Genomic DNA, 24963 nt, shown 5'->3' with positions numbered 1-24963 from the left:
ACCCACGTCATTCCCGCGGATGCGGGAATCCATGCTGCGATGGCGGCGCCCCCTGCGTATGGATTCCCGCTTTCGCGGCAATGACGGATATGAGCTTGCTTCCCCGCGACACCATTCCTCCCCCGGTCACCTTGTCCCAGGCCTTCTGGTACTGGCTCAAACTCGGCTTCATCAGCTTTGGCGGCCCAGCCGGCCAGATCGCGATGATGCACACCGAACTGGTCGAGCGCCGCCGCTGGATCTCGGAGCAGCGCTTCCTGCACGCGCTCAACTACTGCATGCTGCTGCCCGGCCCGGAAGCGACCCAGCTTGCCGTCTACATCGGCTGGCTGATGCACCGCACCCGTGGCGGCATCATGGCCGGCGTGCTGTTCGTGCTCCCTTCGCTGCTGCTCCTGATCTTGCTGTCGTGGATCTACCTCGCCTACGGCAACCTGCCGGTGGTGGCGGGCATCCTCTACGGCATCAAGCCGGCGGTCGTCGCCATTGTGCTCGCGGCGGCCTGGCGCATCGGTACGCGCTCGCTGCGCAATCCCGCGATGATCGCCATCGCCATTGCGTCCTGCCTCGCCATTGCAGTTGCACGCCTGCCATTCCCGGCCATCGTTGCCGGAGCGGCAATCATCGGCATGGTTGGCGGGCGCGCGTGGCCACACCTGTTCCAGGTTGGCGGCGCCGCCGTACACAGTAGCGCGTCCTATGGCCTGGCCATCATCGATGACACAACGCCAAGCCCGCCGCAGGCGCGCTTTTCTCCGGGACACCTGTTAAAAGTAGCATTGATCGGTGCCGGAATCGGCGCCGCTGTCTGGCTGTTGCTCACAAGCCGCTATGGCGCTGCCGGCACGCTCGCGCAGATGGGCTGGTTCTTCACCAAGGCCGCCATGCTGACCTTCGGCGGGGCGTATGCGGTGCTGCCCTATGTCTATCAGGGCGGTGTCGAGCAGTACCAGTGGCTGAGCGCCACCCAGATGATCGACGGCCTCGCCCTCGGCGAGACCACGCCCGGTCCGCTGATCATGATCGTCGCCTTCGTTGGCTTCGTCGGCGGCTGGACCCACGCATTGTTCGGGCAGGACAGCCTGTTGCTTGCCGGGATAGCGGGCGCCGCGGTCGCTGCCTTCTTCACCTTCCTGCCATCATTCATTTTCATCCTCGCCGGCGGCCCGCTGGTCGAATCGACGCGCGGCAATGTCCGCATGACCGCGCCGCTGACGGCGATCTCGGCAGCTGTGGTGGGCGTCATCGTCAGCCTGGCACTGTTCTTCGGGCAACATGTTTTCTTGGCTGGAGGACGCATCGACTGGGCTGCGGTCGCGATCAGCGCAGCGGCCTGTATTGCCCTGTTCCGCTTCAAGGCGGGAACCATCAAACTCATTGCCGCCTGCGCCCTTGCTGGCCTCATGCTATCGTATTGGAATGGCTGAAAAAACAATCATGTTCCGGGACGAACGCAACACCTCGCCCGTGATTCCGCACCTGCTCGAAACGCCGACCGGCCTGCTGGGCGATGCCCTCGCGCGTCCACTGCACGACCTGCGCATCTCCGTCACCGACCGCTGCAATTTCCGCTGCGTCTACTGCATGCCCAAGGAAGTGTTCGACAAGGATTACGCCTACCTGCCCCATTCGTCGCTGTTGTCGTTCGAGGAAATTACCCGCATCGCGCGCCTGTTCGTCGCCCACGGCGTCGAGAAACTTCGCCTGACCGGCGGCGAACCGCTGTTGCGCAAAGACCTGGAACGGCTGGTCGGCATGCTGGCCGAACTACGCACGCCGGGCGGCAAGCCGCTCGACCTGACCCTGACCACCAACGGCTCGCTGCTCGCGAAAAAGGCGCAGTCGCTGAAGGATGCTGGACTGAACCGCGTGACGGTCTCGCTCGACTCGCTCGACGACGCCACCTTCAAGCGCATGAACGACGTCGACTTTGCGGTGGCCGACGTGTTGAACGGGCTCGACGCCGCGCACAAGGCCGGCCTGGGCCCGATCAAGGTCAACATGGTGGTCAAGGGCGGCATGAACGACCAGGAAATCGTACCGATGGCGCGCCACTTCAAAGGCAGCCCGTACATCCTGCGCTTCATCGAATACATGGACGTCGGCGCCTCCAATGGCTGGAACATGCGCGAGGTGGTACCGTCGTCCGAAGTGGTGCGCCGCATCTCGGCCGACATGCCATTGCTGCCGATTGAGGCCAACTACACCGGCGAGACCGCGGCGCGCTGGCGCTACGTGGACGGCGGCGGCGAGATCGGCGTGATCTCCAGCGTGACACAGGCATTCTGCCAAGACTGCTCGCGTGCGCGCCTGTCGACCGAGGGCAAGCTGTACACCTGCCTGTTCGCGACCCGGGGCAGCGACCTGCGCGCCTTGCTGCGCGATGGCCGCAGCGATGCCGAAATCTCGACGGCGATCGCCCACATCTGGCGCGCGCGCACCGACCGCTACTCCGAAACGCGCACCATTAATACGGACGGCCTTGTCCGCGGCGGACCGAAAGTCGAAATGTCCTACATCGGAGGATGACCCAATGCCGTTTCGTGAACAAATCACCGGCCTGATTCTGGCAGGTGGCCGCGGCAGCCGCATGGGCCACGTCGATAAAGGCCTGCAGCCATTCCGCGGAAGGCCGATGGCTGCACATGTCATCGAACGGCTTGCGCCGCAGGTTGGCGCCATCGCAATCAACGCTAACCAGAACCTCGATCAGTACGCGGCATTTGGCGTGCCCGTGTGGCCGGATGACCTCCAAGGTTTCGAAGGTCCGATGGCCGGTCTCGAAACAGGCCTGCGCCGCTGCGCCACCGACTACCTGGTGACCGCACCGTGCGATTCGCCGTTCCTGCCAGCCGATCTCGTCGAACGCCTTGCGGCCGCGCTTGAGGCGAACGGCGCCGACCTGGCGCTGGCCGAAACCGAGGAGGCGGACGACAGCGGCGAAATGCGTGTCCAGCCGCACCCGGTGTTCGCGCTCGTCAAAACATCCGCCCTGCCCCATCTGGCGAATTTCCTCGCCACGGGCGGACGCCGCATGGATGGCTGGTACGGCGCGATCAAGGTTGTACGGGTGCGTTTCGATGACGCCAGCGCCTTCCGCAATATCAATACCCTGCGCGAACTACAACAGTTCGAGAACGAGCAAGAATGAAGAACACGACACTGAACGACGTCACCAGCTGCCTGTCCGACTACGATCCCGATGCGCTCCCGGTGCGCCATGCGCAGCGCATCATCAACGACTTCATCACCCCCGTCGGCGCGATTGAACAAGTCGCCCTGCGATCTGCACTGGACCGCGTGCTCGCCGCCGACATCATCTCGCCGATCAGCGTTCCTGCGCACGACAACTCCGCCATGGACGGCTACGCGCTGCGCGGCGCGGACCTGAGCGAATCGTCGGCCACTACGCTGAAGGTCATCGCAACGGTGTACGCGGGACGGCCGTCGGGCATCGTTCCGCAAGCCGGCGAATGCGTACGCATCATGACGGGTGGCGTCATGCCGGAAGGCTGCGACAGCGTGATCCCGCAGGAGCACGTGGCGTCGATCAGCGAGACCGCGATCACCATCAACCCCGGCACCATCCGCACCGGCGACAACCGCCGCTTTGCCGGTGAAGACCTGATGGCCGGCAGCGCGGCGATCGCGAAAGGAAAGATCATTCGTCCAGCCGACCTGGGCCTGATTGCGTCGCTCGGCATCGCGGAAGTACCGGTGATGCGCCGCCTGCGCGTGGCGTTCTTCTCGACCGGCGACGAGCTGCGTTCTATCGGCGAGCCGCTCGAAGCGGGCTGTGTCTACGACAGCAACCGCTACACCCTGTTCGGCATGCTGACGCGGCTTGGCTGCGACATCGTCGACATGGGCATCGTGCGCGACGATCCGGAAGCATTGGAACAAGCGCTGCGCACCGCCTGCGAAAACGTCGACGCGGTGATCACATCCGGCGGCGTATCGGTCGGTGCGGCCGACTACACGAAGCAGATCATGGCGGAGCTGGGCGATGTGACGTTCTGGAAGATCGGCATGCGGCCCGGCCGCCCGCTGGCCTTCGGGCGCATCAACTCGAACGGCAAGAGCGCCTTCCTGTTCGGCCTTCCTGGCAATCCGGTAGCGGTGATGGTGTCGTTCTACTTCTTCGCCCGCGCGGCACTGCTGCGCATGATGGGAGCGCAGGCGCCGCAGCTGCTGGTCAAGGCCAGGTCGGCAGGCGCACTGCGCAAAAAGCCGGGACGTACCGAGTACCAGCGCGGCATCCTGTCGACGAACGAGCACGGCGAACAGCAGGTGCGTATCACCGGCTCGCAGGGATCGGGCATCCTGCGCTCGATGTCGGAGGCAAACTGCATGGTCGTGCTGCATGACGAGCAAGGCAATGTCGCGGCTGGGGACCTGGTCGACGTGATCTTGTTCGAAGGGCTGGTCTAGACGCCTGGATCAATCGCGAAAATAGTCGGAGCGAGGACATGATAAAGAACGTAGGCGGCACTGAGATCAAAGCGAAGCATCGTGCGTCGTGCCATTGCGGCGCGGTGGTACTCGAGCTGGATCTCCCAGACGGCATTGTCGACCCGCGCCGCTGCGATTGTTCGATTTGCCGGCGCAGAGGAGCGATTGTGGCCTCGGTGCCCCTGTCGGGGATCTCGATTGTTCAGGGCCAGGACGTGCTGGCACTGTACGAGTTCAATACCCACACTGCGAAGCACTACTTCTGCTCACGCTGCGGCATCTACACCCACCACCAGCGCCGGTCGAATCCCAATCAATTTGGCTACAACGTGGGGTGTCTCGAAGGAGTGAATCCTTTTGACCTGGGGGACGTTCCGACCAACGACGGCGTGAATCATCCAGCCGATAGATTGTAGATATCCCAAGTAAATCTACCTGAAGATATCCGCGTCCATCAGCTTCAGCGATGGACTTACCGCCGGCTTGAAATCCATCTGCTCAAACACGTCGCGCTCAAGGTCGATACCGGGCGCGATTTCAATCAGCTCCAGCCCACCCTCGACCAGCCTGAAAACGCAGCGCTCGGTAATGTAGAGTGCATCCTGACCACGACGGTACGCGTGCTCGCCCGAGTAGGTGCGATGCTCAACCTGGTCAACAAACTTCTTGCTGCGTCCCTCGCTCGCAATCCGCAACTGGCCGTCGTCGACAGCGATCTCCAGTCCCCCGGCGGTAAAGGTACCGACGAACGCGACCTTCCTGGCGTTCTGGCTGATGTTGATGAAGCCACCGGCTCCCGCCAGACGCGATCCGAATTTGCTGACGTTCAGGTTGCCGAAACGGTCGGCCTGCGCAAGTCCGAGGACAGCGACGTCCAGTCCGCCGCCATCATAGAAATCGAACTGGTAGGGCTGGTCGATCACTGCCTCGGCGTTGATCGCAGCGCCAAAATCAAGCCCTGAAGCCGGCATTCCACCGATCACACCCGCCTCCGCGGTCAGCGTGATCTTGTCGAGCATCTGCCGTTCGGCTGCAGCCTGCGCCACGCCTTCCGGCATGCCGATGCCGAGGTTGACGACGTCGCCTTCACGCAGCTCCATCAAGGCGCGGCGGGCGATGATCACGCGTTCCGATAACGGGGCAGGTTTGATGGAACCCAGCGGGAGCCGAACCTCGCTTGCATATGCTTCGCTGTACTCAGTGCCGAAGGTCTGGTGGTGATACTCGGGGTTTTCGGAGATGACGACGTAGTCCACCAGCAGGCCGGGCACCTTGACCTGGCGCGCGTTGAGCGTGCCGGCTTCGACGACCTTTTCAACCTGCACGATCACGATGCCGCCCGAGTTGTGCGCCGCCATCGCGATCGCCAGCGCCTCCAGCGTCAATGCTTCCTTCTCCATCGTGACGTTGCCGTGGGCGTCGGCGGTGGTGCCGCGAATGATGGCCACATCGATCGGCTGCGCCTTGTAGAACAGGTATTCTTCGCCGCCGATTGTCATCAGCTCCACCAGCTCGTCGCGCGCGCGGCTGTTGATCTTGCCGCCGCCGTAACGCGGGTCCACAAAGGTGCCGACACCTACTGACGACAGCAGGCCAGGCTTGCCGGCAGCGGTGTCGCGAAACAGCTGGCTGATGACGCCCTGCGGCAGGTTGTAGGCTTCAATCTCGTTGTCGATGGCGAGTGCCTGGAGCTTGGGCACCAGGCCCCAGTGGCCGCCGATCACGCGCTTGACGAGCCCCTGGTGCGCAAAGTGGTTCAGGCCGCGGTTCTTGCCGTCGCCCTGCCCTGCGGCGTAGACCAGCGTCAGGTCGCGCGGCAGTCCGGTGGAGGTGAAGCGCTGTTCGAGCGCCACGGCGATGTTCTCTGCAAAACCAACGCCGACGAAACCACCGGTGGCGACAGTCGCCCCGTCGCGAATCCGTTGTACCGCTTCTGCTGCCGTCACGACCTTGTTGCGCATTTGGGCTCCGTTGATGCCAACGCTTTATGGGTCCCCGCCTGCGCGGGGACGACGTTATAGGGTGTCGCTATCTCCTGCTTCGATTTCCGGCCCGAGCAGCAGCTGGGCCGCTTCGCTCGGCAGTGCTTCCACCGATTTCAGCCTGCGCGCCATCTGGCGGCTGCGCACTTCGGCGTTCTCGATATTCTTGGCCGCGCGCTCCAGGGTCAGCTTGGTCGCGCTCAGCACGTCGCCGAATTTGCCGAACTCGGTCTTCACCGCGCCCAGCACTTCCCATACCTCCGACGAGCGCTTCTCCAGCGCGAGGGTACGGAATCCCATCTGCAAACTGTTGAGGATCGCAGCAAGAGTCGACGGCCCCGCAATCGATACGCGCAGCTTGCGCTGCAAGTCGTCGGCCAGTCCCGGTCGGCGCATCACTTCCGCGTACAGGCCTTCAGTGGGCAGGAACAGGATCGCAAAATCGGTGGTGTGCGGCGGCGAGACGTACTTTTCGCAAATCGTCTTGGCCTCGTTACGCACTGCCTTTTCCAGCTCTTTGCCGTACAGGGCCACCCCCTCGGCATCGGCACGGTCGGCCGCTTCCACCAGCCGCTCGTACTGCTCCTTGGGGAATTTGGCGTCGATTGGCAGCCACACCGGGGCGCCGCCATCGATCACGCCTGGCAGCTTGATGGCGAATTCGACCCGCGCATTGGTGCCTGCCACCGTTTCGACGTTCTTGGCGTACTGGTCGACAGTGAGCACCTGCTCGAGCAGCATCTCAAGCTGGACCTCGCCCCAGGTGCCGCGCGTCTTGACGTTGGTGAGCACCCGTTTCAGGTCGCCGACGCCCAGCGCCAGCTGCTGCATTTCGCCGAGGCCCTGGTGGACCTTCTCAAGCCGCTCGGATACCTGCTTGAAGGATTCGGTCAGGCGGGTTTCGAGCGTTGCATGCAGCTTCTCGTCGACCGTTTTGCGCATCTCTTCAAGGCGCGCCGCGTTGTCGGTCTGCAGGTCCCTGATCTTGGTTTCCAGCGTTGCGCGCACTTCCGTCATGCGCTGCGAGTGCGATTCGGTCAGCGTGTTCAAGGTGCGCTGGAGGGTGTCGGCGAAGCGCTTGAGCGCGACCGCCTGCTCCTCCCGGCCACTGCTCGCCTGCAGCATGCTTTGCTGGCGCAGGCTGTCGAGCTGCTGGACGGTGGCGCCGTGGTACTGGGCCAGCGTGCCGCCCAGCTCCTGGCGCGTGGCCTGTGCGCTGGCCTGCAGTTCGGCGCGCAGTTCGCGTTCCATCCGTTCGGCGTCACGCCCGCGCCCACGCAACAGCAATGCAAGCTGCAGCGCAATCACGATGACGGCAAGGGCGGCCAGTACCAGGAATTCGAGTTGGGTCATGTAGTCAGTCGGCCTTGTTGCGCATCCAGTCGGCGGTCTGGTAGAAAGACTCCATCAGCCGCAGCCGCAGCGATTCCTCGATGCCGACGTCTTCCATCGCCCACGCCATCGCGCGCAGCCACTGGTCGCGTTCGGCCGAGCCGATGGCGAACGGGAGGTGGCGCGCGCGCAGGCGCGGGTGGCCGTACTTTTCGACGAACAGGTCGGGCCCGCCCATCCAGCCGGACAGGAACATGAACAGCTTGTCGCGCGAGCTGTCGTTCGGCTTCGGGTGCATCGCGTGGATGCCCGCGAATTCCGGTTCCAGCTCCATCAGGTCGTAAAACCGGTCGACCAGTTCGCGCACGCGCGCCTCGCCGCCGATCACTTCATACAGGGTAGTAGGTTCACTCATGTGCGCCATGATAGCGCAGCGGAACCGTGTCGTCTTCCTTGCGCTGCATGGCAGCCTCGTATTCCGGCATGTTGGTGCCCATCCAGCGGTCCCACAGGTTGAAGTACAACATGAAATGTCCCTTCGAGCGCGCGTGGTGCATGTTGTGGTGGGTGCTGGTGATGAACCAGCGCGCGACGCCGGGGCTGTAGAACTCGTAGCCGAGGTGGCTGATCACGTTCAGCACCGTGAGCACGACGATGTAGGCGGCCACTGCGTAGGGGTGCACCGGCAGCACGAAAGCCAGCGGCGCGTACCAGGCCACTTCGACGACCGCCTCAAGCGGATGGAAGGCGTAGCTGGCAAACGGCGTGGGATTGGTGAAGGTGTGGTGCAGCTTGTGCACATGGCGGAACACCTTCGGGTGGTGCATGAAGCGGTGCGCCCAGTAGTAATAGGTGTCGTGGACCACGGCCATGATCGCCACCGAGGCGGCAAGGTAGGTCCATCCATATTGGCCGACGTCGAAGTAGCCGAGGCTCCATCCCGCCTCCGCGGTGAGCCAGGTGATTGTCAGCAGCGACGACAGGATCAGGATCGAGACGACGGACCAGAAAATTTCGCGCGTTACCTGCGCGGGCCGCGGGCGCTTCTGGATACGGTGCGCTGCGTAGCGCTCGCGCCCCAGGGTCCAGACCAGCAGGTAGGCGCCGCCCGCGCACAGCGCGAACACGGCGAGGAAGAATGCGGAAATCGCGGAGAACAGGAACAAGGTCGACATTTTGGACACTCCAATGTATGTAGTTGTTGTTTTTGCTGCGACGGCTCAGACGAGGGTGAGGCGGCGCGAACGGCGCGTCGAGGACCAGCTTTCAAGGTCGACTTCCTGGCGCATATCGTCGCAGGCGTCGAGCAGGCGGCTGATCTGGCTGCTTGTCAGGCCGGAGTTCAGCGTCAGGCGCACCAGCGAGCGGTTCTTGGCGGTGGCTGGCGCGCAGAAGACCGCGCCGTAGACGCCGCGCCGCTCAAGCGCCTTGCGCAGCGCCAGCGTCTTTGGTTCAGGTCCCGCTTCCAGCGCGATGATCTGCTCGGTGCCGTCGTCGACGTTGTAGCCAAGCTCGCGCAGGCCTTCGCGCACCCGCCTGGCATTGGCGTGCAATGCGGCGCGGCGCTGTCCGGCCTCGGAGATCAGGTCGAGCGCGGCGTCGAACCACGCCAGTTCATGTTCGAGCAGGCAGGAGCTGAAGATCGCCGGCCGCGAGGCCGACAGGAAGTAGCCCTTGAACTTGCTCGAACAGGTGATAAAGCCGGCGCGGCCGGCGAACGCCTTGGCCAGCGACGCGGTGCGAAAATGGACGCTGTCCTCCAGCCTCAGGTCGGCCACGATGCCGGCGCCGCGCGGCCCGTGCGTGCCCAGCGAGTGCGATTCGTCGACGATCAGGATCGAGCCGCTGCGTTCTGCGATATCGACGATGTCGTGCAGCGGCGCCACGCTGCCGTTGGTGCTGTACAGCGCGTCGACGACGATCACGCCGCGGCCGTGCTTTTCCACCTGGCGCGCGAGGTTGCCGGCGTCGTTGTGCAGGAAAGGCACGCCCTCGGCGCGCGCCGACTGCACGCCTTCCCACAGCGAGGCGTGGGCCAGCATGTCGAGGTAGACCGGAACCCCGGGTTCGGCGATGCTCTGGATCAGGCCGACGTTGGCCGCCCATCCCGACTGCGCCAGCACGCCATCCTCGGCGCCCATGAAGTGCGCCAGCTTCGCTTCAAGCTGGTGCTGGCGGCTGCCTTCCTGGAGGAACACGGACGACATCAGCAAGCCGGCCTGGCTGGACTGAAGGCAACGCGCCTGGGCTGCCAGCAGCCCGGGATCGCCCGAAATACAGAGGTAGTCATTCCCGGCGAGCATGATGGCGCCTGCTTCGGCCGGTTTCCAAACATGCAAGTGTTCGCCGCCGAGCAATTGCTCGACACGGGTCACGTAGTGCTCATCCATGCGCTTCGTCACGAAGGGCGGAAGGCAGTGTTCGGCGCGGGCAAACAGGCTTTGTTGACGGGCTGCGAGGGTCATGATTTCTCCTTAGTAAAAGAACTTTCATTGTGTTCTCGAGTTGCCTATCAAACCAGCAGCGGCGCGCGATGTTGAGGCAGATCAAGTGCCTGATTGCAAAGGTGCGACAAGATCGGGTTTGACAATTATCAATTTGCGCCAGCTCAACCATGAGCGGGGCTGTGGCGTGAAAAATGGCGGATTTACATGGATCAATGGACTGACAGGGTGAAGGCGGCACTCGGCAAGGGGCAGCAGGCTATGCTGCTCTGGCTGGTGCGCCAGGATCGCCAATACAGCCACGCATCCACCCGCTTCATGATGCTGGCCTGGGTAGGCTGCGTGGGGCTGCCGCTGTACTACGTGGTCTGGACGTGGTGGTTTCCACAGGAATTCGAGAGCCTGCCGCTGCGGCTGGCCGGGGTCGCGCTGTGCCTGCCCGCCGTGTGCTCGCGCCAGCCCTTCACGCCCAAGGTGATGCGGGTCTACATCTTCGTTGGCGTCACCTATGTGCTGCCGTTCTTCTTCACCTTCATGTACCTGATGAACCACGGCGCCGCCGTGTGGACCCAGTCGCTGCTGATCGGCCTGATTGTGCTGTTCCACTTCGATACGCTGTGGGCGCTTGGCTCCTACCTGGTGGGCACCGCCCTGGCCTGCCTGGTGTTCGCGCTGGTCGACGATCCGGCCTTCCTGCTCAGCCACGATGTGCTTGAGCAGCTGCCGCTGTACTGCTTCACCATCTTCGTGGTGTCGATCGCCAAGGTCGGGCGCCGCGTGCTGGCCCAGGAAAAGCTGGCCGGCATGGCGCACGGGCTGGCTGCGGTATCCCACGAGTTGCGCACGCCCCTCGTCACGATCGACGCCAATGCGCGCGGCATCAACCGCAGGCTGGGCAGGCCCGGCCTGCCGGGCGAAGCCGACTGGCATGCGATGAGCGAGGCGATGGCGCGCATCCAGTTCGAAGTGCGGCACATGAACCACATGATCGACCTGTTCCTGCTCTCGGCGACGGCGGTGAACCAGCAGCTTGAAGCGAACGAATACGTGTCGATGGCCGATGTCGTCGAGTCGGTCATCAAGCGCTACCCGTTCACCAGCAGTTCGCAGCGCGCCTGCGTCACGGTCGACATGCGCTGCGACTTCACCTTCGCCGGGCGCTACGAGCTGTCGGTGGTCATCGTGCTCAACCTGCTGCGCAACGCGCTCAAGGCGCTGCACCGGGCCGGCAAGGGCCGCATCCGCATCGTGGTCGACGGCGCCCGCAAAACCCCGCGCCTGCTGTTCATCGACACCGGCTGCGGCATTGCGCCGTCCCAGCTGCCGCTGGTGTTCGAACGCTTCTACTCCTATCCGCCAAGCTCGGGCTCGGGGATCGGCCTTGCGCTGTGCAAGGAGATCGTCAAGGCCTGGCACGCCAGCATCCGCGTCACGTCGCGCGAACACAGCTACACCATGTTCGTGCTCGAATTCCCCAAGGTCCAGCTGGCAGCCCCCGCGCCTGTACTGGCCGCCTAACTGTCACGGTGCCACCATGTCCCTTCCCATCTACCACCACCCCAGCCTGACCGTCCTGGTCGACGACAGCGAAAACTTCCTGCGCAGCCTGTCCTTCCAGCTCGACCCGACACTCGCCAGCGTTTCCTTCCACGACATCAGCAGCGCGCTGGCCTGGCTATCGCGGCAAACCGGCACGCCAGGCCAGGCCGAAGGCGCGCTGTCGGCCAGTTTCGACACCTACCCGCGCAAGACGACGCAATGCAACGTCGCGCTCGACCTTGAGCAGATCCACCGCATCAGCTTCGAGGCCCGGCGCTTCCTGACGCCTTCGGTGCTGGTGGTCGACTATTCGATGCCGCAGATGAACGGGGTCGAACTGTGCGAAGCGGTGCGCCACCTGCCATGCAAGAAGATCCTGTTCACCGGCGCGGCGGACGAGAAGGTGGCGGTCGATGCGTTCAACCGCGGCCTGATCGACCGCTACATCAAGAAGAGCGACGAAAATGCGCTGGATCGGCTCGAAAGCGAGATCCATGCGCTGCAGCGCGAGTATTTTTCTGCGCGCTCGGAACCGCTGCGCGACCTGCTCGCGCTGCACAGCTACAGCTTTGTGGCCGATCCCGCGGTCGCGACATTGGTGCGCGAGCTGGTGGCGGAACATGGGATCGTCGAGCATTACCTGTACCCCGATCCCGCCGGGCTGCTGATGTATGACACCGAGGGCCGCGCGATGCTGCTGGTGGTGGAGACGGAGGCAGGGATGAACGCCCATTACGAGATCGCCAACGACAACGCGGCGCCGCAGTCGCTGCTCGACGCGCTGCAGGAACGGCGTGTGATCCCCTACTTCCATGATGGCGACGGGATGTACATGGAGGCGTTTGCCAATGGCTGGCACAAGTACATCGAACCGGCGCACGTGTGCCGGGGCGAGCAGAACTACTTCTGGGCGCTGTTCAAGCTTGAAGCGGGAGTGATCGCGAACGAGACCTACTCGTATAACGATTTCCTGCGGACGCACCAGGGGCCGCAGCAGATGCGGTAGCGGTGTGCCTGCGGATGCGCGCTTTGCGCTTATCCGGCCTACGGACCGTGGACCGCTCACCGCAGGGCAGATAAGCGCAGCGCATCCGCCGAATCAAGTTCAAGCCTCGCGCAAGGTCTGCAATGGCGGCTGCCTGAGCACCATCCGCAATCCCAGCCATCCACCGATAATCGCGCACAGCGCGCCGACCACGATACCGGCCAGCCACACGGTCGGGCTGAACTCCCACGGGAACTTGAACTGGTAGGTCGCCAGCGCCCATCCCAGCGCCGCGGCGCCGGTCGCGGCGAGCAGCCCGGCCAGCCCGCCCACTAGCGAAAACTCGATCCACTGCGCCTGCGACAGCTGCTTGCGCGTCGCGCCCAGCGCCCGCAGCAGGCCCGCCTCGCGGGTGCGCTCGTCCTGCGATCCCATCAGCGCGGCGTACAGCACCAGCACGCCCGACGCCAGCGTGAACATGAACAGGAACTCCACCGCCACAACCACCTGGTCCACCACTTCCTGCACCTGGCGGATGATCCCGCTGACGTCGATCACGGTCAGGTTCGGGAACTCGCGCGACAGCGAATTACCGAGCTGCGCGCCGTCACCGGGCAGATGGAAGGCCGTCATGTAGGTCTGGGCGGCAGACTCCATCGCCGCCGGGTTGATGATGACGAAGAAGTTCGCCCGCATCGATCCCCACTCCAGCTTGCGCAGGCTGGTCACCTTCACATCGACATCCAGGCCGCCGATGTTAAAGCGCATGACGTCGCCCAGCTTAAGCCGCAGCGTCTTGGCGATGCCCTGCTCCACCGAGGCTTCGGCCACGCCCGGCGCGTCGCTGAACCACTTGCCCGCCACGATCTCGTTCGTCGCCGGCATGTCCTTCATGGTCGACAGGTTGAATTCGCGGTCCGACATGCGGCGCGCGTCGTCGGTGTCGTAGGTGTCGCGCGTGATCGGCTGGCCGTTGACCGAGGTCAGGCGGCCGCGGATCATCGGGTACAGCACTACTTCCTTGACGCCGGCGGCGCCCAGGCGCTGTTCAATGGCGCTCTTCTGGTCGTCCTGGATGTTGATCACGAAGCGGTTCGGCGCGTCGGGCGGAGTCGCGGTACGCCACGCCTGCGTGAGGTCGCCGCGCACGACGGTCAGGATCAGCAGCGCCATCAGGCCGAGCGCCAGCGATACCACCTGCACGATGGTCGCGCCCGGACGGCGCTGCAGCGAAGTGACGGCAAAACGCCAGCTCTGGTTGTCGACCACGCCGCGCAGCCGCTTGAGCGATTTCAGCCCCAGCCAGGCCACCAGCGCGAACACGGCAAAGCCGCCGAGGAAACCGGCCGCCGTCATCAAGGCCAGCTTGATGTCGCCCGCCTGCCACAGCAGCAGCCCGACGAACACGCAGATGCCCAGGCCGTACGTGGCCAGCGCCATCGGCTTGGGTGCGGCCTGCTCGCGGCGGATCACGCGGTTGTGCGGCACGTTGCGCAGCTGGAGCACCGGCGGCAGCGCAAACCCGACCAGCAGCAGCATGCCGGTGGCAATGCCCTGGAACGCAGGCAGCAGCGACACCGGCGGCAGGTCGGTGGCGACCAGCTGGCCGAGCAGTTCGAGCAGCACGTAGTGCGCGCCGAAGCCAACCAGCACGCCCACCACGCTGCCCGCCAGGCCGACCAGGGTAAATTCGATCAGGTACAGCGCGGTCACCTGGTTTTGCGTCAGGCCGAGGCAGCGCAGCATCGCGCAGGCGTCGAGGTGGCGCAGCATGAAGCGGCGCGCGGCCATCGCTACCGCGACCGCGGCCAGCATCGCCGACAGCAGGCCGACCAGCGACAGGAAACGGTCGGCGCGGTCCAGCGTGGCGCGCATTTCAGGGCGGCCGTTTTCCAGCGACTCGATGCGCACGCCCTTGACCTTGTCCGCCGAGATCTGGCCCTTGAGCCAGGCTTCGTAGCCGGACACGCGCGCCATGTCGTTGTTCGATGGCGCCGCCACCTGCATGCGGTAGGTAACGCGCGAGCCGTTGCCAACCAGTCCGGTCGCAGCCAGGTCCTCCAGCGCCATCATCACGCGCGGGGCGAAGTTGACGAAGGCCGCGCCGCGGTCAGGTTCCGCGGCGATGAGCTGGGCGATCGTAAAGCGCTTGTCGCCCACCGTGATGCTGCTGCCGACGCTGGCGCCCAGCGCGGTGAGGATTTGCGGGTCGACCCATACCGTGCCGGACGCCGGCGTATCGCGCGTGCGTTCGCCCAGCGCTTCACCAGCCCTAGCAGGGTCTTGGGTGATTTTCACCTGGCCGCGCAGCGGGTAGCCCTTGGAGACCGCCTTGATCGACGACAGCTGGGCCATCGAGGCTTCGCCCTCGCCGGCCTGCGCCATGCTCGGGAACACCACGGTATCGGCCAGCACCAGGCCGCGCCGCTCGGCTTCGCGCCGCCATTCGGCCCTGACCGGCTGGTCCGCCCCCACCAGCAGGTCGGCGCCCAGCAGCTGGTGGGCGTCGCGGTTCAGGCCCGTGCGCATGCGGTCGATAAAGAAGCCGACCGCCGACAGCGCCGACACGGCGACAATCAGGGCGATCAGCAGGAAGCGCAGCTCGCCGGCGCGCCAGTCGCGCGCGGTCATGCGCAGGGATTGGATCAGCATGTGCTTTTAGTCCTTGGTTGCGGCTTGCTGGAAGAAGCGGTCAACCTCGTTGAGGTAGCCCCGCTTCGCTTCGCCTTCGAGGAAGGCTGCGCTGAAGCTGTTGCGCGCGAGCGTATGCGCGTGGTCGACGCCAAGCGGCAGCGAATCGAAGGTGCTGAAGAAGTTCTCGTTGATGTAGCCGCCGAAGTAAGCCGGATCGTCGGAGTTGATGGTGACGACCAGCCCCGCGCCGAGCAGGCGCATGAGGTTGTGGTCGTCCATCTTGTCGAACACGCGCAGCTTGATGTTCGACAGCGGGCAGACCGTCAGCGCAACCTGCTCGCGCGCCAGGCGCGCGGTGAGGTCGGCGTCTTCCAGGCAGCGCACGCCGTGGTCGATGCGCTCGACGTTGAGCAGGTCGAGCGCCGTTTCGATGTACGCGGGCGGGCCTTCTTCGCCGGCGTGGGCGACCAGGTGCAGGCCGAGCTGGCGGCAGCGTTCGAACACGCGGCAGAACTTCTCGGGCGGGTGGCCGCGCTCGGACGAGTCGAGGCCAACGCCTATGAACTTGTCGCGGAACGGCAGCGCTTCTTCCAGCGTGGCCAGGGCGTCGTCCTCTGGCAGGTGGCGCAGGAAGCACATGATCAGGGTGGCGCTGACCGGGCTGTCCTGGCAGGCGCGCCAGATGCCGTTGATGACGGTCTCGAACGGCACGCCGCGCGCGGTATGGGTTTGCGGGTCGAAGAAGATTTCGGCATGGCGCACATTGTCGGCCTGCGCGCGCGCCAGGTAGGCGGCCGTCATGTCGTAGAAGTCCTGCTCCTTGAGCAGCACGCTGGCGCCCGCATAGTAGATGTCGAGGAAGGATTGCAGATCAGTAAAGTCGTACGCTTTGCGCAACTCATCGACCGACGCGTATGCCAAGGAAACGCCGTTTCTTTGAGCCAGAGCAAATATCAGCTCGGGTTCCAGCGAGCCTTCGATGTGTATGTGCAATTCGGCCTTCGGCATCTGCTGCAAAATGTTGCGCATCTGTTCGGTCAGCATCGTATTTCTCCGTGTTTAGTCGCGTTGCGGTTCGTCATACCGGGCAGTGTAGCGCACCTGCGCAGGCTCTTCAGTTCACTGGGGAAAATGTGTGAAGCGGGGCGCAAAACAGGCTGCATTTTCGTGCGCCACTGCCCCGCTAGATCGTGCACTATCCATTACATAATTGTGAACTTCATGCACTTGTTTCTCGATCAAAATTACTCAGCAAAAAGGCGTACGCGGGGAATCCCCCACGACCACGAATGGGCCTGCCACATACCATTCGAATTGATGTTTTATCCTTACGGATCAATGCGTTACGATAGTATGCCACGCCAGCGTGACATTGCTTTGACTTCGAGAACTATTAGGCACATAATAAATTTCACAGGCGTAAGAAGAATTTTTTCAGCCGCAAAAATAACCGGCCAGGCCGGACACAAAAATAATTTTCGTCATCCATTTTTTGTTCCGAATCTTTAGGACAAGAAATGTTCAGGACGCTCAAATAAAAAGGGGGACTTCGAGCCTGCCGCCAAGACCAGGGCCTGGACAGGACGCCGGATGCCGGCTGCCAAAACAGTGATCAGTGTAAGCACATTAAAGGACATTCAAATGACCATTTTTGACAACTACGCAGCTCGCTACGAGCGTACCCGTGAAGAGGAATATTCGCTTTCCGAGTATCTGGCACTGTGCAAAAAGGATCCGCTGACCTACGCCAGCGCGCCCGAGCGAATGCTGGCGGCAATCGGCGAGCCGAAGCTGGTCGACACGCGCAACGACACGCGCCTGTCGCGCATCTTCGCCAACAAGGTCATCAAGCTGTACCCGGCTTTCGCGGAGTTCTACGGCATGGAGGAAGTGATCGAGCAGGTCGTCTCGTACTTCCGCCACGCGGCGCAGGGGCTGGAGGAACGCAAGCAGATCCTGTACCTGCTCGGCCCCGTAGGCGGCGGCAAGTCGTCAATCGCCGAAAAGCTCAAGCACCTGATGGAACAGGTGCCGTTCTACTGCATCAAGGGCTCGCCGGTCAACGAGTCGCCGCTCGGCCTGTTCAATGAGGACGAAGACGGCGTTATCCTCGAAGAAGACTACGGCATCCCGCGCCGCTACCTGCGCACCATCCCGAGCCCATGGGCGGTCAAGCGACTGCACGAGTTCAACGGCGACATCAACAAGTTCCGCGTGGTGAAGCGCTATCCGTCGGTGCTCAAGCAGATCGCGATCTCGAAAACCGAGCCGGGCGACGAAAACAACCAGGATATCTCCTCGCTGGTCGGCAAGGTCGACATCCGCAAGCTGGAAGATTATGCGCAGGACGATCCCGACGCCTACAGCTACTCCGGCGGCCTGTGCCTGGGCAACCAGGGCCTGATGGAATTCGTCGAGATGTTCAAGGCCCCGATCAAGGTGCTGCACCCGCTGCTGACTGCGACCCAGGAAGGCAACTACAAGGGCACCGAAGGCTTCGGCGCGATTCCGTTCGAAGGCATCGTGCTGGCGCACTCGAACGAGTCGGAATGGAAGACCTTCCGCAACAACCGCAACAACGAGGCTTTCCTCGACCGTATCTACATCGTCAAGGTGCCTTACTGCCTGCGCGTGTCGGACGAAGTGCACATCTACGAGAAACTGATCCGCAATTCGTCGCTGGAGAAAGCGCCGTGCGCGCCCGGCACGATGAAGATGATGGCGCAGTTCGCGATTTTGTCGCGCCTGAAGGAGCCGGAAAACTCCAGTATCTTCTCGAAGATGCTGGTGTACGACGGCGAAAACCTGAAGGACACCGACCCGAAGGCCAAGTCGATCCACGAGTATGTCGACTATGCCGGCGTGGACGAAGGCATGAACGGCCTGTCGACCCGCTTCGCCTTCAAGATTTTGTCGAAGGTGTTCAACTTCGATAATTCGGAAGTGGCGGCCAATCCGGTGCACCTGCTGTATGTACTGGAGCAGCAGATCGAGCGCGAGGAGTTTGCGCCCGAACTGGAGCAGCGCTACTTCTCCTACATCAAGGAACACCTGGCGCAGCGCTACGTCGACTTCATCGGCAAGGAGATCCAGACCGCCTACCTCGAAAGCTACTCGGAGTACGGCCAGAACATCTTCGACCGCTACGTGACGTTTGCCGATTTCTGGATCCAGGACCAGGAGTTCCGCGATCCGGATACCGGCGAAAGTTTCGACCGCGAGCAGCTCAACGCCGAACTGGAAAAGATCGAAAAGCCGGCCGGCATTTCGAACCCGAAGGATTTCCGCAACGAAATCGTCAACTTCGGCCTGCGCGCGCGCGCCACCAACGGCGGGAAAAACCCGGCGTGGACCAGCTACGAGAAGTTCCGCACGGTAATCGAGAAGAAGATGTTCTCGAATACCGAGGAACTGCTGCCGGTAATCTCGTTCAACGCGAAAGCCAGTGCGGAGGACGCCAACAAGCATGCCGACTTCGTCGCGCGCATGGTCGAAAAAGGCTACACCGCCAAGCAGGTTCGCCTGCTGTGCGAATGGTACCTGCGCGTTCGGAAATCGTCGTAAGATGGAAGCAACTGGCCGGCACAGGCGTGCCGGCCAGGCAAGAATTTCAGCAGGAGGTCCGCTTTGACTTACCTCATCGACCGACGCTTGCAAGGCAAGAACAAGTCAGCGATCAACCGCGAGCGCTTCTTACGGCGTTACAAGAGCCAGATCAAGGATGCCGTCGGGCGCGCCATCAAGGGCCGCTCGATCACTGACATCGAGAATGGCGAAAAGGTCTCGATCCCCGTCAAGGACGTGGGCGAGCCGCATTTCGGCCATGCGCATGGCGGTGTGTGGGAGACCGTCAATCCCGGCAATACCGAGTACCAGAAAGGCGACCAGTTCAACCGCCCGCGCAGCGGCGGCGGGGCCGGGCGCGGCCGGGCCGGCAACAGCGAGGAGACCACGCAGGACGACTTCATGTTCGAGCTCACCCGCGAAGAATTCATGAACTACTTCTTCGAGGATCTTGAGCTGCCGAACATGATCAAGACGCAGCTGACCCAGACACCCGAGTTCAAGAACCAGCGCGCCGGCTACAACATGTCCGGCACGCCCTCCAACATCCACGTGCTGCGCTCGCTGCGCGGCGCGCTGGGCCGGCGCATCGCCGTGGGCGGCGGCTCGCGCAAGGAAGTGGCGCGGCTGGAGGAAGAACTGGCGCGCATGCTGGACGACGGCGTGGCCGAGGACGATCCGCAGTTCATCGAACTGAAGCGCCAGGTGCATCACCTGCACACGCGCCTGAACGCGATTCCCTTCATCGACCCGTTCGACCTGCGCTACAGCAACCGCATCAAGGTGCCCAAGCCAAGCACCCAGGCCGTGATGTTCTGCATCATGGACGTGTCGGGCTCGATGGACGAAGGCCGCAAGGACACCGCCAAGCGCTTCTTCATCTTGCTGTACCTGTTCCTCAAGCGCGTGTACGACAAGATCGACGTGGTGTTCATCCGCCACCATACCGCCGCGGCCGAGGTGGACGAGAACGAGTTCTTCCACTCGCGCGAGTCGGGCGGCACGGTGGTGTCGTCGGCGCTGCACCTGCTGCAGAAGATCCTCGGCGAGCGTTACGCCAACGGCGACTGGAACAGCTATGTGGCGCAGGCGTCCGACGGCGACAACTGGGACAACGATTCGGTGTTGTGCAAGCAGCTCCTGATCAACAGCATCATGCCGAAGGTGCAGTACTACACCTATGTCGAGATCACCGATGGCCCGCAGCAGAACTTGTGGGAGCAGTACGCCGAAGTGATGGACCACCACCGCAACTTCGCGATGCAGAAGATCGTGACCCCGGCCGACATCTACCCGGTGTTCCGCGAATTGTTCAAGAAACAGGTGAAATAGTTTAAAGAGTATTGACGATGCCCAGAGACCCGAAAAATCCGCGCGCCCTGCCTGAACAGTCGGAGTGGACCTTCGACCTGATCGAGCACGCGCACGATGAAATCCGCCGCGTGGCCAAGGGATTCGGCCTCGACACCTATCCAAACCAGCTCGAGATCATCACCGCCGAGCAGATGATGGACGCCTACACCTCGGTCGGCATGCCGGTGTCGTACAACCACTGGTCGTTCGGCAAGCACTTCCTCACCACCGAGAAGAGCTACAAGCGCGGGCAGATGGGCCTTGCCTACGAGATCGTCATCAACTCGAACCCCTGCATCGCCTACCTGATGGAAGAGAACAGCCTGGCGATGCAGGCGCTGGTGATCGCGCACGCTGCCTACGGGCACAACTCCTTCTTCAAGGGCAATTACCTGTTCCGCACCTGGACCGATGCCGACGCCATCGTCGACTACATGGTCTTTGCCAAGAACTACATCGCCGAGTGCGAGCGGCGCCACGGCATCGACGCGGTGGAGCTGCTGCTCGATTCCTGCCATGCCTTGCAAAACTATGGCGTCGACCGTTACAAGCGTCCGGCCAAGCTGTCGATGGCGCAGGAGAACGCGCGCCAGAAGGAGCGCGAGGAGTATGCACAGTCGCAGGTCAACGCGCTGTGGCGCACGGTGCCGCGGCGCGACGAAGAAGTGGCCGACGAGGCGGTGCCGCGCTTCCCGCCCGAGCCGGAGGAAAACCTGCTGTACTTTATCGAGAAGTATGCGCCGCTGCTGGAACCGTGGCAGCGCGAGCTGGTGCGCATCACGCGCAAGATCTCGCAGTACTTCTACCCGCAGCGCCAGACCCAGGTGATGAACGAAGGCTGGGCCACCTTCTGGCATTACACGATTTTGCAGGAGCTCTATAAAGAAGGCGTGGTCGGCGACGGCTTCATGCTCGAGTTCTTGCAGAGCCATACCAATGTTGTCTACCAGCCGCCCGCCACCAGCCCCTACTACAGCGGCATCAACCCGTATGCCCTGGGCTTCGCCATGATGAGCGACATCCGCCGCATCTGCGACGACCCGACACCCGAAGACCGCGAGTGGTTCCCCAACATGGCCGGCACCGACTGGAAGAAGGCCCTCGATTTCGCAATGCGCAATTTCAAGGACGAGAGCTTCATCGCCCAGTATTTATCGCCCAAGCTGATCCGCGACTTCCACTTCTTCGCCGTACTCGACGACGACAAGAACGACAAGCTGACCGTCTCGGCGATCCATGATGAAGCCGGCTACCGCTACGTGCGCCAGCAACTGGCCGAGCAATACAACCTGGGCAACCGCGAACCCAACATCCAGGTCTGGCAGGTAAATACACGGGACGACCGCGCGCTGACCCTGCGCCATACCCAGTTCCAGCGGCGCCCGCTGAACCAGCAGGCCCAGGAAGTGCTGCGCCATGTCGCCCGCCTGTGGGGATTCGACGTCAAACTCGAGACGGTCGACCCCACTGGACATGTGGTCAGCAGCCTCGAAGTCAAGCGCGAAAAACGTCATCGCGACTAGCGTTTCGCCGTATATGTAGTATTAGTCCGGGTATTACCTGCGTTTATACCCGGGCCTCCCCCCTCCCGCCGCAAGCATGCGCGGGCATGACTTTCAATAGTACGCCACCGTTTACCGAAACTGGCTATAGTTAGCATAAAAGCTATGCCCGTCTGAACAATATTTTGTTAGATAAACTAGTTCTGTGCGAACGCATCGCCTATCATACGGCCATGCAAATTTACAACGGCTCCCAGGCAATTGCACGACAGATTGTAATTCTGTCTTTTCACTGTTTCTTGAACACGTTTCCGTCCTCCCACGGCACTCTTCAACCCGCCTGAAGAGCTTGCTGCGAGAGGGTTTTCGCATGCAAAAACATATGTGAAAAAAAGAATTCGTAGGTATAATTCTTTGATGTCCCGGATGCGGCTCAAGGTTTTGTCGTGTTTTGTGGGTTTAGTAGCAACAAAAAAGAGTTGGTATTGGAGAAAGCAGGCATGAATTTTTCGCATGAAAAGGATCCCGGGAAGAACCTGACCGGCATCGCGGTCGTCGTCCTCTTCCACGCACTCGTGGGATATGCCGTCGTCAGCGGTCTGGGTACCCGGATGGTCACAAAAATGGCCGAAGCCGTGGAGACAAAGATTATTGAAGAGGTAGCGCCTCCGCCGCCACCGGAAGCACCGCCGCCGCCACCACCACCGGAAATGAAGGCTCCACCGCCACCATTCATTCCGCCGGTCGAAGTGAACGTGCAGCAGCCTCCGCCGGTTCAAAACACGATCTCGAATGCGACAAGCGTGAAACCGGCGACCAACGAGCTTGCCCCACCGGCCCCACCAGCACCGCCAGCAGCACCAGTCGCCAAAGCCGCTCCAATGCGCGTGGCAGCGGTTGCCGATTTCAGCACTTGCGCAAAACCAGAGTGGCCTAAAGCCTCCCTGCGCAACGAAGAAACCGGCACCGTCACACTGCAGTTCCTGATCGGTACGGATGGCCGGGTGGCAGACTCCAAGATCGTGAAGTCGTCTGGCTTCCGCGATCTGGACAAAGCGGCTGTAAGCGGCATTTCGAAGTGCCGTTTCAAGCCAGGTATGACCGACGGCAAACCGGAACAAGCTTGGATGACAATGCAATACGTCTGGACGCTGGAATAAAACCGAGGCAGCACTTAGGTCTCACACTGTGATTTTCGTTGTCGATACGTTCAGCGAACTGATTATTTTATAAATTTGGAGGAAGCATGTTTAAGAATACCCGTTTGTCCGCTATGTTGGCGGCTGTCCTGTTCTCGGTCACGGCAGCCGGCGCGCTGGTTTCCGCACCAGCGTTTGCGGACGCACCTGCTGCACCAGCAGCTGAAGCTGCAGCTCCTGCGGCAGATGCAGCAGCGCCAGCAGCAGACGCAGCAGCTCCAGCAGCTGACGCTGCCGCCGCTGAAGCGCCAGCATCCGAAGTCGCCGTCGGCGAAAAAGAAGAAGTCCACAACCCGTACGGCGTTGAAGCGATGTGGGAAGAAGGCGACTTCGTCACCAAGGCAACCTTCATCATCCTGAGCATCATGTCGATGGGTTCGTGGTACATCCTGATCACCAAGCTGATCGACCAGGCCAAGATCATGAAGCAGTCGAAAGAAGCCCAGTCGAAGTTCTGGAAATCGTCGTCGATCGCTGCTGGTTCGGCAACCCTGAAAGAAGGCAGCCCGTTCCGCTTCATCGCTGAAACCGGCACCAAGGCAACCCAGCACCACGACGGCGCCCTGCTCGAGCAGATCGACCTGTCGACCTGGGTAACGATGTCGATCCAGCGCGCTGTGGACAAAGTTCAGTCGCGCCTGCAAGACGGCCTGTCGTTCCTGGCAACCGTTGGTTCGACCTCGCCGTTCATCGGTCTGTTCGGTACCGTTTGGGGCATCTACAACGCGCTGACCGCAATCGGTATGTCGGGTAACGCGTCGATCGACAAGGTCGCAGGTCCAGTGGGTGAAGCGCTGATCATGACCGCGTTCGGTCTGTTCGTCGCAGTTCCAGCAGTTCTGGGTTACAACTGGCTGGTTCGCCGCAACAAGTCGGCAATGGAAGATGTTCGCTCGTTCAGCGCCGACGTTCACTCGGTACTGATCTCCGGTGCAATGTCCACCAGCGAAGCAGGTCGTGCTGCTGGTGCAAAAAAGATTGGGTAAATCATGTCAATGAGCGTCGGCAATGCAGACGGAGATGAAGATGCAGTAATGTCAGAAATCAACACAACGCCGCTAGTCGACATTATGTTGGTTCTGCTCATCATCTTCCTGATTACGAGCCCGGTTGTTCTGAAGCTGCAAAAAGTCGCACTGCCTTCGGAAACCAACCAGGCACTGAAAACGAAGCCTACCAATGTCAACATCGTTGTTAACAAAGATGGCGACATGTATCTTGGCCAGAAGCGCTTGGCCGATACGACGGAACTGTTTGAGTTCCTGAAGCAGGAAGCTGTGAAGCTGCCTCAGCCGGAAGTACATGTTCGTGGCGACCAAGAAACCCGCTACGAATACGTCGGCAAGGTGATCTACACGGCACAGCGTGCTGGGATTCAGAAGGTTGGATTCATTACCGAACCACCAGATAAAACTGGCGGTCGTTAAGATCCTTCCTCCGCGCCGGGCCCTCTTTCGGGAGGCCCGGCCGGCATAAGTCCCAACAGTAAAGGAAACATTATGAGTATGAGTGTCGGAGCTCCAAAAGCTGGTGGCGATCCGGAACCGATGATGGAAATGAACATGACACCCCTGATCGACGTAATGTTGGTCTTGATTATCATGTTGATTATCACGATTCCGAAACAAAACCACTCGGTCAATCTGAACATGCCTGTTGGCAATCCACCGCCAAGCAATATCAAGCCTGTCGTCGTGACCATCGACGTCGACTTCGATGGCACCGTCCTATGGGACGGCCAGGTTGTGCCAGATCGTGCTACGCTTGAGTCGAAGCTTGCTTCGGTCGCAGCGATGGCAGACCAGCCAGAAGTACATCTGCGTCCTAATAAGTTGGTGTCTTACAAGTCTGTAGCCGGTGTCATGGCTTCTGCACAGCGTCTTGGCGTGACCAAGATCGGCATGGTCGGCAACGAACAGTTCCAGTAAGTCGCTATCATTTGATTGACGTACAACGCAGGGTTTCCCTGTGAGAAAC

General features: G+C 62.0%; 21 protein-coding genes. 14 read left to right on the top strand and 7 right to left on the bottom strand.

What is annotated here, in order from left to right:
- The first annotated feature begins 80 nt into the window (after positions 1-80).
- Genes chrA through LMJ30_RS09895 form a run of 5 tightly spaced genes read left to right on the top strand, consistent with a single transcriptional unit; the run spans position 81 to position 4868 of the window.
- A complete protein-coding gene (gene chrA, locus LMJ30_RS09915; RefSeq protein WP_371872993.1) occupies positions 81-1427 on the top strand; it encodes a chromate efflux transporter in 1347 nt (448 codons plus the stop codon).
- Positions 1420-2529, top strand: coding sequence for a GTP 3',8-cyclase MoaA (gene moaA / locus LMJ30_RS09910; RefSeq protein WP_229432185.1), 1110 nt, complete (start codon positions 1420-1422; stop codon positions 2527-2529). The genes chrA and moaA overlap by 8 nt, the downstream gene beginning before the upstream one ends.
- A 4-nt stretch (positions 2530-2533) precedes the next feature.
- Positions 2534-3151, top strand: a complete 618-nt coding sequence (gene mobA / locus LMJ30_RS09905; protein WP_229432184.1) for a molybdenum cofactor guanylyltransferase MobA — start codon at positions 2534-2536, stop codon at positions 3149-3151.
- Entirely contained in the window at positions 3148-4431 is a 1284-nt protein-coding gene (gene moeA / locus LMJ30_RS09900; RefSeq protein WP_229432183.1) for a molybdopterin molybdotransferase MoeA, read from the top strand. The genes mobA and moeA overlap by 4 nt, the downstream gene beginning before the upstream one ends.
- Positions 4432-4469: 38 nt before the next feature.
- The gene (locus LMJ30_RS09895; RefSeq protein ID WP_229432182.1) at positions 4470-4868 is read left to right on the top strand and encodes a GFA family protein; all 399 of its coding nucleotides are present in this window, start codon (positions 4470-4472) and stop codon (positions 4866-4868) included.
- A gap of 15 nt (positions 4869-4883) precedes the next feature.
- On the opposite strand, the gene LMJ30_RS09890 is transcribed toward LMJ30_RS09895, so the two are convergent.
- From LMJ30_RS09890 to cqsA, 5 genes are read right to left on the bottom strand one after another with little or no spacing between them, the layout of a single operon-like run.
- The gene (locus tag LMJ30_RS09890; protein WP_229432181.1) at positions 4884-6413 is read right to left on the bottom strand and encodes an acyl CoA:acetate/3-ketoacid CoA transferase; all 1530 of its coding nucleotides are present in this window, start codon (positions 6411-6413) and stop codon (positions 4884-4886) included.
- A 54-nt stretch (positions 6414-6467) separates the two neighbouring features.
- The gene (locus tag LMJ30_RS09885) at positions 6468-7787 is read right to left on the bottom strand and encodes a DNA recombination protein RmuC (protein WP_229432180.1); all 1320 of its coding nucleotides are present in this window, start codon (positions 7785-7787) and stop codon (positions 6468-6470) included.
- A 4-nt stretch (positions 7788-7791) separates the two neighbouring features.
- Positions 7792-8190 carry a group II truncated hemoglobin gene (locus LMJ30_RS09880; RefSeq protein ID WP_229432179.1) on the bottom strand — a complete coding sequence of 133 codons (399 nt, stop codon included), beginning with the start codon at positions 8188-8190 and terminating at the stop codon, positions 7792-7794.
- Entirely contained in the window at positions 8174-8941 is a 768-nt protein-coding gene (locus LMJ30_RS09875) for a sterol desaturase family protein (protein ID WP_229432178.1), read from the bottom strand. Before LMJ30_RS09875 ends, LMJ30_RS09880 begins: the two co-directional genes overlap by 17 nt.
- Positions 8942-8986: 45 nt before the next feature.
- Positions 8987-10231, bottom strand: a complete 1245-nt coding sequence (gene cqsA / locus LMJ30_RS09870; RefSeq protein ID WP_229432177.1) for an alpha-hydroxyketone-type quorum-sensing autoinducer synthase — start codon at positions 10229-10231, stop codon at positions 8987-8989.
- A gap of 186 nt (positions 10232-10417) precedes the next feature.
- On the opposite strand from cqsA, the gene LMJ30_RS09865 reads away from it, so the two are divergent.
- Positions 10418-11728 carry a sensor histidine kinase gene (locus tag LMJ30_RS09865; RefSeq protein ID WP_229432176.1) on the top strand — a complete coding sequence of 437 codons (1311 nt, stop codon included), beginning with the start codon at positions 10418-10420 and terminating at the stop codon, positions 11726-11728.
- A 16-nt stretch (positions 11729-11744) separates the two neighbouring features.
- Positions 11745-12755: a response regulator gene (locus tag LMJ30_RS09860; RefSeq protein ID WP_229432175.1), complete on the top strand. Its 1011-nt coding sequence runs from the start codon at positions 11745-11747 to the stop codon at positions 12753-12755.
- Positions 12756-12854: 99 nt separating this feature from the next.
- On the opposite strand, the gene LMJ30_RS09855 is transcribed toward LMJ30_RS09860, so the two are convergent.
- The gene (locus LMJ30_RS09855) at positions 12855-15386 is read right to left on the bottom strand and encodes an ABC transporter permease (protein ID WP_229432174.1); all 2532 of its coding nucleotides are present in this window, start codon (positions 15384-15386) and stop codon (positions 12855-12857) included.
- A gap of 6 nt (positions 15387-15392) precedes the next feature.
- Entirely contained in the window at positions 15393-16412 is a 1020-nt protein-coding gene (locus tag LMJ30_RS09850; protein WP_229432173.1) for an adenosine deaminase, read from the bottom strand.
- Positions 16413-17009: 597 nt separating this feature from the next.
- Here LMJ30_RS09850 and LMJ30_RS09845 point away from each other — a divergent pair.
- The 7 genes from LMJ30_RS09845 to LMJ30_RS09815 all read left to right on the top strand — a co-directional run bounded on the left by LMJ30_RS09845 (position 17010) and on the right by LMJ30_RS09815 (position 24914).
- Positions 17010-18932: a PrkA family serine protein kinase gene (locus LMJ30_RS09845; protein WP_229432172.1), complete on the top strand. Its 1923-nt coding sequence runs from the start codon at positions 17010-17012 to the stop codon at positions 18930-18932.
- A gap of 63 nt (positions 18933-18995) precedes the next feature.
- Positions 18996-20264 carry a YeaH/YhbH family protein gene (locus LMJ30_RS09840; protein ID WP_229432171.1) on the top strand — a complete coding sequence of 423 codons (1269 nt, stop codon included), beginning with the start codon at positions 18996-18998 and terminating at the stop codon, positions 20262-20264.
- 17 nt (positions 20265-20281) lie between these two features.
- Positions 20282-21808 carry a SpoVR family protein gene (locus LMJ30_RS09835; RefSeq protein ID WP_229432170.1) on the top strand — a complete coding sequence of 509 codons (1527 nt, stop codon included), beginning with the start codon at positions 20282-20284 and terminating at the stop codon, positions 21806-21808.
- A gap of 479 nt (positions 21809-22287) precedes the next feature.
- Positions 22288-22947, top strand: a complete 660-nt coding sequence (locus LMJ30_RS09830) for an energy transducer TonB (protein ID WP_229432169.1) — start codon at positions 22288-22290, stop codon at positions 22945-22947.
- 86 nt (positions 22948-23033) lie between these two features.
- Positions 23034-23972, top strand: coding sequence for a MotA/TolQ/ExbB proton channel family protein (locus LMJ30_RS09825; protein ID WP_229432168.1), 939 nt, complete (start codon positions 23034-23036; stop codon positions 23970-23972).
- A 3-nt stretch (positions 23973-23975) separates the two neighbouring features.
- Positions 23976-24413: an ExbD/TolR family protein gene (locus tag LMJ30_RS09820; RefSeq protein ID WP_229432167.1), complete on the top strand. Its 438-nt coding sequence runs from the start codon at positions 23976-23978 to the stop codon at positions 24411-24413.
- 72 nt (positions 24414-24485) lie between these two features.
- Positions 24486-24914 carry an ExbD/TolR family protein gene (locus tag LMJ30_RS09815; RefSeq protein ID WP_223469567.1) on the top strand — a complete coding sequence of 143 codons (429 nt, stop codon included), beginning with the start codon at positions 24486-24488 and terminating at the stop codon, positions 24912-24914.
- Positions 24915-24963 lie beyond the last annotated feature (49 nt).

The organism is Massilia agrisoli (genome assembly GCF_020831365.1).
GTDB classification, from domain to species: Bacteria; Pseudomonadota; Gammaproteobacteria; order Burkholderiales; family Burkholderiaceae_D; genus Telluria_A; species Telluria_A agrisoli.
The sequence above is the reverse complement of the archived record's forward strand: the minus strand, read 5'-3'. Positions and strand labels throughout refer to the sequence as shown.